The following is a 13,052-nucleotide window of genomic DNA, read 5'->3' on the forward strand; positions in this document are numbered from 1 at the left end:
CGGCCGACAAGCAGCGGTTAATCTGACGGATTCGGCACCCCCTTGGTGCCGCGAGGAGACCCCATGCCGAACGCGGCCCTGATCCACGAAATCGAACAGCTTTTCCTCCGCCAAGGCGGGCTCGCCCACCACAGCCACGGCGCCGACCCGGTGAGCGTGCTTGCGCACGCGCTGCACACCGCCCAGCTCGCCGAATGGGCCGATGCCGACGAGGCGCTGGTCGCCGCCGCGCTGCTGCACGTGCTGAGCCACCTGCAAGGCGAGGCCGGCGGCGCTTCCGAGGCGCGCGCCGTGGAATGGTTGGCCGACGGCTTCGGTGAAGACCTGATCGCCCCGCTGCGGCTGCAACGCGACGCGCGCCGCTACCTGCGCGCCATCGAGCCGGGCGCAGCGCCCGCCGGGGGCGCCAACGAACCGCCGATGTCGCTGGCCGAACAGCTCGAATTCGACGTGCTGCCGCATGCGCGGCGCGCGTTGCAGCTGTGCCGCCTCATCCAGCAGGCGCGCAGCACGCCGGTGCCGCGCACGCCGCCGCTCGACTACTACCTGGCCTTGCTCGAAGACCTGCAGCGCCAGACCAACGACCGCGACAAGCTCGAAGTCGGTCCGCAGACGGTCAGCTGAGCCCAGGTCGCACACCATGGCCAACGGAAGCTGTCACTGCGGTCGCGTCAGATTCGAAGTGCCCGGCGAGCCCGGGCCGGTGCTCGAATGCAACTGCTCGCACTGCGAGCGCAAGGGCTTCCTGCTGTGGTTCGTCGGTGGCGACCAGTTGCAAGTGACGCAGGGGGCGGACACGCTGTCCACCTATCGGTTCAACAAACACGTCATCGAGCACAAGTTCTGCCCGAACTGCGGCGTGCAGCCCTTCGGCCTGGGCACCGACCCGAAAAGCGGCCAGGCCACGGCGGCGATCAACGTGCGCTGCCTCGACGGCATCGACCTCGGGGCGTTGAAGCGCATCCCGTACGACGGGCGCAGCCAGCCCTGAGCGAAAACGCCGCGACGCAAATGACGAAGGGCGCACGGTGTGCGCCCTTCGTTTCTTGAGGCACCCGCCGCCGGTCAGTGCGGCGCGGTCTGCGCTTCGGCCACGCGCTGGGCCAGGTGGGCCAAAGCCTCTTCCACCTGATCCACCAGCACGAGGCACAGGTCACCCGCCTGCAAGCGCGACAGCGCGGTGTCGATCGCGACAAACTCGCCCTGGATCTCGTCGATGTGGCGCGTGCGGCCGGCCCCTTCGAGGCCCTGGCGCAGCAGGCGCAGCACTTCGCCGTCGGCGCGGCCGCGCTGGCAGGCGTCCTGGTACAGCAGCACGTCGTCGAAGGCTTCGCCGAGGATGGTCGTCTGCTCGCGGATGTCTTCGTCGCGCCGGTCGCCGGCCCCGCTGATGACCACCGAACGGCGCTTGGCCGGCATCGCGTCCACGGCCGCCACCAGCGCGCGCATCGCGTCGGGGTTGTGGCCGTAGTCGGCGATCAGCGTCGCGCCCTTGTAGTCCATCACGTTGAACCGGCCCGGCGCGTTGTCGGCGTCGTTGACGAAGCTGGCCAACCCGCTGCGCACCGCGTCCCAGGGCACGCCCGCGCCCCAGGCGGCAGCCACCGCCGCGAGCACGTTCTCGACCTGAAAACCGATGCTGCCGTGGCGCGTGATGGGCACGTCGCGCAGCGGCACGCTTTCGCGCCACGTGCCCTCGCTGGCAATCACGTGGCCATCGTCGACGTACACCGTGCGCTTGCCCTGCGCGCGGTGCGTGGCCATCACCGGGTGGTGGCGGTCGGGCGCGAAGTAGATCACCTGGCCCGGGCACACCGAGGCCATCGCGGCGGTGATGGGGTCGGCCGCGTTGAGCACCGCATAGCCGTTGGCGGCCACGTTCTGCACGATCACCTGCTTGAGCACCGCGAGGTCTTCGACGGTGGTGATGTAGTTGAGGCCGAGGTGGTCGCCCGCGCCGATGTTGGTGACGACGGCCACCTGGCAGCGGTCGAAGCCCAGGCCTTCGCGCAGCACGCCGCCGCGCGCGGTCTCGAACACGGCCGCTTCGACGTCGGGGTGCATCAGCACGTTGCGCGCGCTGCGCGGGCCGCTGCAGTCGCCGCTGTCGATCTGCCGGCCATCGACATACACGCCGTCGGTGTTGGTCATGCCGACCTTGAAGCCGGCGCTGGCGAACAGGTGCGCGGTGAGCCGCGTGACGGTGGTCTTGCCGTTGGTGCCGGTGACGGCGACCACCGGGATGCGCCCGTCTTCACCGGCCGGGAAGAGGTCGGCCATGATGGCCTCGCCCACCGGGCGGCCCTTGCCGTACGAGGGCGACAGGTGCATGCGCAGGCCCGGCGCGGCGTTGACCTCGACGATGCCGCCGTGCTGCTCTTCGAGCGACTGCAGCACGTTCTGGCACACCACATCGACACCGCAGATGTGCAGGCCGACCATCTGCGCTGCCGCCACGGCGCTGGCGGCCACGTCCGGGTGCACGTCGTCGGTCACGTCGGTGGCGGTGCCGCCGGTGCTGAGGTTGGCGTTGTTGCGCAAGACGACGCGGCGGCCCTTCTCGGGCACCGATTCGGGCGCCAGGCCCTGCACCTGCAGGCGCGCGATGGCGATGTCGTCGAAGCGGATCTTCGTCAGAGAGGTCGCGTGGCCGTCGCCCCGGCGCGGGTCGGCGTTGACCTTGTCCACCAGCTGGCGCACGGTGTGCACGCCGTCACCGATGACGTGCGGCGGATCGCGCCGCGCGGCCGCCACCATGCGGTCGCCAACGACCAGCAGGCGGTAGTCGCTGCCGGGCAGGTATTTCTCGACCAGCACGTCGCCGTGCTCGGCGGCGGCGCGGTAGGCGATTTCAAGGTGCTCGCGCGTGACGATGTTGACCGTGACGCCCTTGCCCTGGTTGCCGTCCTGCGGCTTCACGACGACGGGCAGGCCGATCTGCTGGGCCACGTCCCAGGCCTCGTCGATGCTCTGGACCGGCTTGCCATACGGCACCGGCACGCCGGCGGCCTGCAGCAGTTGCTTGCTGAGGTCTTTGTCTTGGGCGATGGATTCGGACACCGCGCTCGTGCCATCGACCTCGGCCGCCCAGATGCGGCGCTGTTTCGCGCCCCAGCCGAACTGCACCAGGCTGCCTTCGGTCAGGCGGCGGTACGGGATGCCGCGCACCACGGCCGCATCAACGATGCAGCCCGTGCTGGGCCCGAGGCGCACGTCTTCGTCCTTCTCGCGCAGCTGCGCGATGGCGGCGGCCACGTCGAAATCACCGCCCGCCTGCGCGGCCTGCAAGAGCGCCTGCGCCTGGTCGAAGGCGAGCCGACCGACGGTCTCTTCGCTGTACTCGACGACGACCTGGTAGACGCCGGGCTCGACCGTCGCGGTGGTGCGGCTGAAGGTCACCGGGCAGCCGGCTTCTTCTTGCAGCGCCAGCGCGGCAGCTTCGAGCACATGGGCCAGCGACACCGGCCCGGGCGCGCGCAGCACGCCGATCGAGGGAAACAGCTTGCGCACGCGCGCCTCGAAGCCCGGCATCAGGTCGAGCGAGCGCTCTTTCTCGGCGCAGGACACGATGGCTTCGATCGCCGTGTGCCGGCTCCAGAGGTTGGGCCCGCGCAGGGCCCGGATGCGTGAGACGTCCATCGGTGAAGGCGAAAGGTGCGAAGAAGTGCGTCGCGCGTCAGAGCGCGTTGCGGGCCGGGGGCAGGTGCGCCTGCGGCAGTTCCATGTCGAAGGTCTCGATGCCCGCGACGATGAGGTCCGGCGCGATGTCGAGCGCCCAGGCGGTGGCGATGGCCGGCAGCAGGGCCACCATGTCCACCACGCCGCCGTGGCCGCGCTGGCGCGTCAGGCGCTGCAGGCCGGCCAGGCGCGTCTCGGCGCTGCCATGGGCCAGCACGACGCGGGCGTCGCGCTCGAACACCGCACGGCCGCCACGGGCGCCCTGGCGGCGGTGCGCCACGATGGCCGGCAGGTTGGGGTCGGCCGCGTAGAGGATGACTTCGCCGTCGCACAGCCGCGCCATGTCGGCCACGCGTTCGTCGCTGGCGTTCAGCACGGCCACACCGTCGGGCAGCACCACATCCACCTGCGTGCGCATGACCTTGACGAGCTGGTCGCTCTCGCGCACGTCGTGGTGGCCGAGCTTGTCGGCGCCTTCGAGGTCGGTGACCACGCCCACGTGGCAGCGGTCGTAGGGCAGGCCATCGCGCAGGATCGCCTCGGGCCCGTTCTCGAACACGGCCGTGTTGACGCGGCGGTTCATCAGCAGACGCCGCGCCGGCTCGAAGCGCGTGCCGTCGGCGTGGTCGATGCGGCGGCGTTCGAGGAAGACGCCGTCCTTGCAGGCCACGCCCACGTGCTTGCCGCTCAGGTGCAAGAGCCACGCGACCAGGCGCGCGGTCGTGGTCGTGCCCTGCGTGCCGGCGATGCCGACGATGGGGATGCGGCCAGTCTCGCCTTCGCGGAACAGGTGCTCGACGATCGCACGGCCCACCGGACGCGGCGTGCCCACGGCGGGCTTCAGGTGCATCAGCAGGCCCGGCCCGGCGTTCACCTCGACCACCGCGCCGCCCTGCGCCTGCAGCGGCTTCGAGATGTCTTCGCAGACCAGGTCGACGCCGGCGATGTCGAGCCCCACCACGCGGGCGGCCAGCGCCACCGCGTGTTCGACCTCGGGGTGCACGTCGTCGGTGCAGTCGTTGGCCACGTTGCCGTTGCGCTGGATCAGCACGCGCTGGCCGGCGGCCGGCACGGCGTCGGGCGTCAGGCCCTGGCGCTGCAGGTCGAGCAGGATGGCTTCGTCTTCGCCGCGCAGCCGGATCAGCCCGAGCGGAAACTCTTCGGCTTCGCCGCGGCGCGGGTCGGTGTTGAGCTGCGCATCGACGAGTTGCTCGACCGTGGCGGTGCCGTCGCCGGTGACCCAGGCGGTTTCACCGCGCGCCGCCGCCGCGACCTTGCCGCCGACGACCAGCAGGCGGTGCTCTTCGCCGCGCACGAAGCGTTCGACGATCACCTCGCTGCCGTGCTTGTCGGCCAGGTGGAAGGCGGCTTCGATGTCTTCGCGCTTGTGCAGGTCGAGCGTGACGCCGCGGCCGTGGTTGCCGTCGGCCGGCTTCACGACGACCGGCAGGCCGATGTCTTGCGCGGCCTCCCAGGCGGCCTCGGGGCTGTCCACGACCTGGCCCTCGGGCACCGGCACGCCGCAGCTCTGCAGCAGGCGCTTGGTCAGGTCTTTGTCGCGGGCGATGTTCTCGGCGATGGCGCTGGTGTTTTCGGTTTCGGCCGTCCAGATGCGGCGTTGCGCCGCACCGTGGCCCAGCTGCACCAGGTTGCCGCCGTTCAGGCGGATGTGCGGGATGCGCCGGTCGGTCGCTGCACCGACGATGGCCGCCGTGCTGGGGCCGAAGTACGAGTCATCGACCTGTTCGCGCACCTGCGCCACGGCGGCAGCCAGGTCGAACGGCTGGTCGTCGATCACCGCCTTGATCAGCGCGTGGCCGGCGGCCAGCGCCTTGCGGGCGACGTGCTCGTCGCGCGCCCGGAAGACCATGCGGTACACGCCGTGCTGCGAGGTGCTGCGCGTCTGGCCGAAGCCGGTGGGCATGCCGGCGAGGTTGAGCAGTTCGATGACGATGTGTTCGAGCACGTGGCCGGCCCAGGTGCCTTCTTCGAGGCGCTGCACGAAGCCGCCGTGCTCGCCGACGCCGCAGTGGTGCGCCACCAGGGCCGGCAGCAGCTTCAGCAGGCGCTCGTTGAAGCCCGGCAGCAGGTGCGAGGGCTGGTCTTCCAGCGCGCCCAGGTCGAGCCAGACTTCGAGCACCGGCCGGTAGGTCCAGAGGTTGGGGCCGCGCAAATAGTTGATGCGCAGCAATTGCAGGGCGTCGGAAACGGCGGCGGGAACGGCAGCAGGCATGGCGGCGGGACGGGACGGGCGCAAACTCCCATTGTCCGCGCTGGGCGCCGGGGTTTTGCCCAGACCGGCCCCTGCAAGCGCGTGGACACGGGCCGGGGCGCAACAGGCGCTTGGGCGAAAATCCGCGCCCCCGGTGCGGCCTGCGGAAGGCTTTTGCGGCTCCCGCTCGGTTTCCGTCAGGCAGCCTTGCGGCACAACGTCAGCATGCAACATCAACATCCCATCGACCTTTCTGGCAACCCCCGGGCCCCGTCCCCGACCCCGGCCCTGGCAGGGCCGCCATCGGCGGGGGGCGATCCGGGGCCGATGACACCGGCCGGGGCGGCCGCCTCGTTACGGGCGGCCTTGTCTTCCCGACTCGGACCGCACGAGAACGTGCTGGGCCTGCTGGAGGTTGACTTGGACGACCAGTTGCGTTTTGCGCAAGGGTTGCTGGTTGTGACGGAATCCCGCCTGCTGGCCGCCAACGCCGAGGGCGAATGGCGTGAGTGGGCGCTGGCATCGACACTGTCTGTGCGCCAGACCGACCACGCCGGCGTGGGCACGCTGGAGTTGCTGGACACCGATCAGCGCCTGGCCACCTGGCGCTTCACGCTGGCCCGGCAGACCGCCGCGCTGGCCTGGGTGACGCGGGTCGAGCGGCAGATCGCCGCGGGCCCCGCCGGCGCCGCCGAGCCGCAAATCGACGGCGCCCTGTGCCCGAGCTGCCACGCCCCGCTGCCGCCCGATGCCGACGCCGACGAATGCCCGGTCTGCAACCGTGAGGCGCCCGTGCCACCCTCGACCTGGGTGCTGCTGCGGCTGTGGCGCTTCGCCCGGCCCTACCGCAAGGAGCTGGCCGCCGGCTTCTTGCTGACGCTGGCCGGCACCGGCGCGAGCCTCATCCCGCCGTACCTGAGCATTCCGCTGATGGACGACGTGCTGATCCCGTTCCAGAACGGGCAGCAGATCGACACGATGCTGGTCGCCAAGCTGCTGGCCGGCCTGCTGGCGGCGGCACTGGCCGCCTGGGGCCTGAGCTGGGCGCGCACCTACCTGCTGGCGCTGGTGTCCGAACGCATCGGCGCCGACCTGCGCACCACCACCTTCGAGCACCTGCTGCAGCTGTCGCTCGACTACTTCGGCGGCAAGCGCACCGGCGACCTGATGGCGCGCATCGGCTCCGAGACCGACCGCATCTGCGTCTTCCTGTCGCTCTACGCGCTCGAATTCGCCACCGACGTGCTGATGATCCTGATGACGGCGGCGATCCTGTTCTCGATCAACCCGTGGCTGGCGCTGGTGACGCTGGTGCCGCTGCCCTTCATCGCCTGGATGATCCACATCGTGCGCGACAAGCTGCGCACCGGCTTCGAGAAGATCGACCGCGTGTGGTCCGAGGTGACCAGCGTGCTGGCCGACACCATCCCGGGCATCCGCGTGGTCAAGGCCTTCGCGCAAGAGTCGCGCGAGGCCAAGCGCTTCCACCAGGCCAACCGGCACAACCTCGAAGTCAACGACCGCATCAACAAGACCTGGTCGCTGTTTTCGCCGACCGTCTCGCTGCTGACCGAAATCGGCCTGCTCGTGGTGTGGGCCTTCGGCATCTGGCTGGTCTCGAAGAGCCAGATCACGGTCGGCGTGCTGACCGCCTTTGTCGCCTACATCGGGCGTTTCTACACGCGGCTCGACGACATGAGCCGCATCGTGTCGGTGACGCAGAAGGCCGCGGCGGGCGCCAAGCGCATCTTCGACATCCTCGACCACGTCTCGAACGTGCCCGAGCCCACGAACCCGGTGCCCATCGGCAAGCTGAAAGGCGGGCTGACGATGCGCGGCGTGGGCTTTCGCTATGGCAACCGCACGGTCATCCGCGGGCTCGACCTCGACATTCGCCCCGGCGAGATGATCGGACTGGTGGGCCACAGCGGCTCGGGCAAGAGCACGCTGGTGAACCTGATCTGCCGCTTCTACGACGTGACGGACGGCGGCATTCAGGTCGATGGCATCGACATCCGCCGCCACGCGGTGGCCGACTACCGGCGCCACATCGGGCTGGTGCTGCAAGAGCCGTTTCTCTTCTTCGGCACGGTGGCCGAGAACATCGCCTACGGCAAGCCCGATGCGACCCGCCAAGAGATCATCGCGGCGGCGCGCGCCGCGCATGCACACGAGTTCATCCTGCGCCTGCCGCACGGCTACGACTCGCTGGTCGGCGAACGCGGCCAGGGCCTGTCGGGCGGCGAGCGGCAGCGCATCTCGATCGCCCGCGCGCTGCTGATCGACCCGCGCATCCTGATCCTCGACGAGGCCACCTCGGCGGTCGACACCGAGACCGAAAAAGAGATCCAGAAGGCGCTCGACAACCTGGTGCAGGGCCGCACGACGATCGCCATCGCGCACCGCCTGTCCACCCTGCGCAAGGCCGACCGGCTGGTCGTGATGGACCGCGGCCAGGTGGTCGAAGTGGGCCCGCACGACACGCTGATGGAAAAGCCCGACGGCGCCTACCGCCGCCTGTACGAAGCGCAGCTGCGCCACGTCGAAGAAGAAGAGAGCGACGAGGTGCAGGGCGAGCGCGAGGCCGCGCACGAAGTGCACGTGCCGCCGAGCAAACCTGCTGTGGAGTCCACATGAGCCCGCGCGTCTTCACCCTCACCCGCAACGCCTTCGGCCGGCTGGTCTTTACCGCGCCGGGCGGCGAGCCGCAGGTTGGCGTGCTGCCGGTGCGGGCCTTTCCGCTGGCCGCGCCCGACGAGGGGCTGTCGCTGGTCGGGCCCGATGGCCACGAGCTGGCGTGGATCGACCGCCTCAGCGAGTTGCCGGCAGACCAGCGCGCGCTGGTCGAGGCCGAGCTGGCCGAGCGCGAGTTCGCCCCGACCATCGAGCGGCTGCTGGATGTGTCGAGCTTCTCGACGCCCAGCACCTGGCAGGTCGAGACCGACCGTGGCCCGACGAGCTTCGTGCTCAAGGGCGAGGAAGACATCCGCCGCGTCGGCCGCACGCGGCTGCTGATCAGCAGCGGTGAAGGCCTGCACTTCGTGGTGGCCGATGCGACCCAGCTCGACCGCCACTCGAAGCGGCTGCTCGAACGCTTTCTCTGAGCGCGTTGGATCCTTGGAGCGTTGCCCCGACGCGGGGCGAATCTGCTGCCGGGCGGGTGGGGCAGGCATGCGCATTGCCGATGACTCGGGCCGAGATCAGGCACGCAGGCCCGCCTGCAAGCCCCGGACGTGTGCCGTGGCTCGTTCATCCCACCCGAAAAGGAGATCCATCCATGAACAACTTCACCTCCCGCCTTTCTGCCGCTGCGGCCATCGTTTCTCTCGTCGCCGCTGTCGGCGTGGTCCAGGCCCAGTCCGGCACGAGCGGCAGTGGCATGGGCTCGACGTCGTCGGACGCGGCACGTGGCGGCCCCTCGCCCAGCGAAACGCCTGCGGGCACGCTGCCGTCCAGCGGCACGACGAGCACCGACGGCAGCATGGGCACGACGGGCACGTCGACCAGCCCGTCCAGCACGGTCAACCCGGCCAACGCGCCGGTGAACACCGACAGCACCACCGGCGCCCGGGTACCGGCCGAGCCGCTGGGCCGCGCACCGCGCGCTGACCGCGGTTAAATGCCCGAAGGGGCGGCGGCACGCCGTCGCCCCGGGCGGCTCTCACTGTGCGGTCACGGCGCCCGCAGCGCTGGCGCGGGCTGACCCCGCCAGCGGAAACACCTCGCCCAGCGCCCGCTGGTCGGGCAGCACGTAGACGACCTTCGGCCCGGCCGCGAACAGCGGCTTCACCGCGGCGTCGAAGAACGCCGCCGGCACATTGACGCAGCCATACGAGATGCGGTTGTCCGCCGCGGTCGGCGTCGCCAGGCGCTGCAGGCGGCGCTCTTCGGCCTTGAGCGGCCGCACGCGGTGCAGCGACACCGCCGCGTCGTAGTCGATCCACACGATGTCTTCGCCTTTGGCATTGCGCCCCGCCTCGGCCACGAAGCGGCCGGCGGGCGTGGTGCGCTCGTCGGGACGGATGTCTTTCAGCGCACGCTCGCCGATGCCAGGCACCGTGTGGTCGCCGCGCGCCAGCCCCAGCAAGGCAGGCGCGGCAGCCTGCAAGCGACCGCGCGCGTCGAACACGAACACCCGCGCACGCGGTTTGTCGATCACGACGAAGGCTTGGGAACGGGCGTCGCCGCTGGCGAGCGCCCAATTGGCGATCTGCCGCGCGGCGGGCGAGGGGCGTTCCTGGGCGAAGTCGGCGACGGGCGATGCCGCCTGCACGCCGCTGCCGGCCACGAGCAGCAGCAGGCCGACGCGCCACGCGAGGGGTGGGGTTGAAGAGCGCATCCCGGCGTCGGGGCAATCGGCGCGCCCGGCCCTGGCGACCGCCGGAAGGCCGCCGGCACCGATTCATGCAGCAGGCTTTACCGCAGCGGCAGTGCGGTGCTGCTCAAGTTCGCGCCGGGGTGACCGAAAGCAGGCAGAAGGCCCAGCCCACCGCCACGGCCGCCGTGGGTCCAGGCCCCAGGCGCAGCCCGCGAGCCCGGGCACTGCTCCCGGGCCGATTGCAGCGCGCGCAGCGCAGAGGCACATCCGTGAGCGACACCGTCAACCCGCACTACCTCGAACGCGTCATCGGCGCGTCGCGCGAACACGAGGTCGCGGCGAACGAGGACATCCTCACGCGCAACGGCATGAAGCTCCTGGCCAAGGGCGCCAAGGTCGATGCCGCGGTGCGCGAGCGCCTGCTCGAACACAAGCTGCTCAAGCCGCTGGAGAGCAGCCTCACCGTGAGCGGTGGCCTCGACACCCGCGCGCTGCACCGCGCCGCGCAGGCCGCGCTCGACGAGCACCCGCTGCTGCGCCGGCTGTACACCGTGCGAGACGGCGTGGTGCCGCTGCACGTGATCCGCGACCTGCGCCTGAACGCGCCGACCCTGAGCGTGCTGACCCTGCATGCCCAGCAGCGGCCGACGGCGCTGTCGCACCTGATCGCGGTGGCCCTGCTCAACCTCTCGCTGCACCAGCGCCTGGGCCTGGGCAGCGCGCGCAAGCTGGCGGCGGCCGCGCTGGCCGCGCTGCTGCACGACGCCGGCGAGCTGTACATCGAACCGCACGTGGTCGAGGCCCCGACACGCGGCTTCGACGGCTGGAAGCAGATGTGCGTGCACCCCATGCTGGGTCACCAGTTGCTGCTGCGCCTGCCCCAGCCCGACACCGACGCCGCACACGCCGTGCTCGAACACCACGAGCGGCTCGACGGCTTCGGCTACCCGGCCTCGGTCGGCGGCGAGTCGCTCGGCCCCGCGGGCCGCGTGCTGGCGGTGGCCGAGGTGCTGGCTGAAGCCCTGGGCGACGGCGCCCCGGCCAACAGCGCGGCGGTGGCGCTGAAGCTGATCCCGGCCGAGTTCGACCGGCGCGTGGTCGACGCCGTGCTCGCCGATGGTGGCCTGGCGCGCGACGAGCGTGAGCGCGCCGAGGCCCCGCCGATCGCGCAGACGCTGGCGCAGTTCCAGGCCATCGCGGCGGCCATCCACGGCTACGAATCGCGCCGCTGCGCGCTGGTGGACGAACTCGAACGGGCGCCGGCCGTGTTTCGTGAGGCGCGCGACCGTTACGAGCGCATCGTGGCCGCCTTCACCAGCGCCGGGCTCGACACCCGCGCGCCCGAGGCCCTGCTGGCGCGGCTGGCCGACGACGTGCCGACCGAGGTGCGCCTCGAACTGGCGCTGGTGGTGCGCGAGATCGACCGCCGCTTCGCCGACCTGCGCCGCCAGCTCAAGCTGCGCGTGTCGCAACTGGCCCCGTCGCACGCCGCGCTGGCCTCGCAGGTGCTCAAGACCTCGCCGATGCCGCTGTGACCCGCCCCGGGGCGAACCCGCCCCTCACTCTGTTGGCCTGGGTAACAAATCAGGGTGTTCCCGCTGGCAGAACGCCGGGCCGAAACGCAGCATCCGCCCCACCCCGCCGAGCGGCGGGTCGCGCAGGGGACGGGCATGGACGAGATCGACATCTGGGTCAAGAAAAACGACCGCGAAGAGCGCCTGGGCGCCGACCCCGTCGTGCGCCCGCAAGACCTCGCGCACCTGACCGGCCTGAAGATGGTGCGCTACCGCTTGCCCGAAGAAATCATCGACCGGCACATCGTCGCGCCGCACCCCATCGTCACCTGGGTCTGCCGCGGCCAGACCAGCTCGCGGCTGCGCTACGGGCTCGGCGAGGTCAACACCTTGTGCAGCGCCGACGACCTGATGTTCTATGGCGGCGGGCGCGAGATCGCCTACGCGCAATGGCGCACGCGCGACGCCGAGCTGGTGTCGATCGAACTCGACCCGGCGCGCCTGAGCCTGCTCGAAGCCGGCGACACCCGCTTCAGCGAACGCTCGCTGGTCGGCACGCCGCGCTTCACCGACCCCGAGCTGCGCGGGCTGGTCGCTGCGCTGTGGCACGAGGTCGAGGCCGGCTGCCCGCGCGGGCGGCTCTACACCGACAGCCTGAGCCTGGGCCTCACGGTGCACGTGCATCGGCGCTTCGGCTCGCTGCACGGCTCGCGCGGTGAAGACCGGCGCGAGGCGCGATCGCGGCTCACCGGCGCGCAGATCCGCCGGGTCGACGACTACATCCGCCAGCACATCGGCGAAGCCATCGGGCTCGACGACCTGGCGCGCGAGGCGGGCCTGAGCCGCTACCACTTCACCCGTCTGTTCACCAACACGGTCGGCCGCAGCCCCTACCAGCACGTGCTGCACAAGCGCCTCGAACGCGCCTATCACCTGCTGGTCAGCACACCCGCGCCGGTGGCCCACGTGGCGCTGGCGGTGGGCTTCTCGAGCCAGAGCCACTTCTCCACGGTGTGCCGCCGCCTGCTCGGCGCCACGCCCAAAGAGCTGCGCGAACGCCACTGAGCGAACCGAGGGCGTCGCCCTCGCCCCCCTCCCCCGACCGCCGCTGTGCCGCCCGCCCCCCGGGGCGGGGTGCCGCCGTGTCGTCGTGGTTTTCCCGAAGGCTGCGAAGCCGCCTCCTGGGAAGCGCGGCGCACCGGCGGGTTCTTGCGCGTTCGCACGCACGTTCATGAAAGACCCGCCGCGGCGCGCTGCCCACCATGCGCACCTCACTGCGAGGCGGCCGTGGGTTCACAGGCGCCGCCCGCGACTTTCTTTCGGAGACGAG

10 protein-coding genes are annotated in these 13,052 nt (G+C 71.0%); 7 read left to right on the forward strand and 3 right to left on the reverse strand.

The features are described 5' to 3' along the window. Positions 1 to 63: 63 nt before the first annotated feature. Together AC1KAT_RS16595 and AC1KAT_RS16600 are read left to right on the forward strand one after the other, a co-directional pair. A complete protein-coding gene (locus AC1KAT_RS16595) occupies positions 64 to 624 on the forward strand; it encodes a hypothetical protein (protein ID WP_480327970.1) in 561 nt (186 codons plus the stop codon). 16 nt (positions 625 to 640) lie between these two features. Then, a complete protein-coding gene (locus AC1KAT_RS16600; protein ID WP_480327972.1) occupies positions 641 to 991 on the forward strand; it encodes a GFA family protein in 351 nt (116 codons plus the stop codon). 74 nt (positions 992 to 1,065) lie between these two features. On the opposite strand, the gene cphA is transcribed toward AC1KAT_RS16600, so the two are convergent. After that, positions 1,066 to 3,639 carry a cyanophycin synthetase gene (gene cphA / locus AC1KAT_RS16605; RefSeq protein WP_480327974.1) on the reverse strand — a complete coding sequence of 858 codons (2,574 nt, stop codon included), beginning with the start codon at positions 3,637 to 3,639 and terminating at the stop codon, positions 1,066 to 1,068. A gap of 37 nt (positions 3,640 to 3,676) precedes the next feature. Beyond that, entirely contained in the window at positions 3,677 to 5,911 is a 2,235-nt protein-coding gene (locus tag AC1KAT_RS16610) for a cyanophycin synthetase (RefSeq protein ID WP_480327976.1), read from the reverse strand. Between the two features lie 204 nt (positions 5,912 to 6,115). Here AC1KAT_RS16610 and AC1KAT_RS16615 point away from each other — a divergent pair, with 204 nt between their 5' ends. From AC1KAT_RS16615 to AC1KAT_RS16625, 3 genes are all read left to right on the forward strand, one after another. Next, entirely contained in the window at positions 6,116 to 8,527 is a 2,412-nt protein-coding gene (locus AC1KAT_RS16615; RefSeq protein WP_480327978.1) for a cyanophycin metabolism-associated ABC transporter, read from the forward strand. Next, positions 8,524 to 8,994 (forward strand): cyanophycin metabolism-associated DUF1854 family protein, encoded by a 471-nt coding sequence (locus AC1KAT_RS16620; RefSeq protein WP_480327980.1) that lies wholly within the window; start codon positions 8,524 to 8,526, stop codon positions 8,992 to 8,994. Before AC1KAT_RS16615 ends, AC1KAT_RS16620 begins: the two co-directional genes overlap by 4 nt. Positions 8,995 to 9,167: 173 nt before the next feature. Beyond that, on the forward strand, positions 9,168 to 9,509 hold the full coding sequence (locus AC1KAT_RS16625) for a hypothetical protein (protein WP_480327982.1): 342 nt from the start codon (positions 9,168 to 9,170) through the stop codon (positions 9,507 to 9,509). 42 nt (positions 9,510 to 9,551) lie between these two features. Here AC1KAT_RS16625 and AC1KAT_RS16630 read toward each other — a convergent pair whose 3' ends face one another. Next, on the reverse strand, positions 9,552 to 10,229 hold the full coding sequence (locus AC1KAT_RS16630; RefSeq protein WP_480327984.1) for a L,D-transpeptidase: 678 nt from the start codon (positions 10,227 to 10,229) through the stop codon (positions 9,552 to 9,554). A gap of 248 nt (positions 10,230 to 10,477) precedes the next feature. On the opposite strand from AC1KAT_RS16630, the gene AC1KAT_RS16635 reads away from it, so the two are divergent. Next, on the forward strand, positions 10,478 to 11,743 hold the full coding sequence (locus tag AC1KAT_RS16635) for an HD-GYP domain-containing protein (protein ID WP_480327986.1): 1,266 nt from the start codon (positions 10,478 to 10,480) through the stop codon (positions 11,741 to 11,743). 135 nt (positions 11,744 to 11,878) lie between these two features. Beyond that, complete coding sequence (locus tag AC1KAT_RS16640) at positions 11,879 to 12,787, forward strand: helix-turn-helix domain-containing protein (RefSeq protein WP_480327987.1); 909 nt, start codon at positions 11,879 to 11,881, stop codon at positions 12,785 to 12,787. Positions 12,788 to 13,052: the final 265 nt, after the last annotated feature.

Source organism: Piscinibacter sp. PDB5-1 (assembly GCF_056676035.1).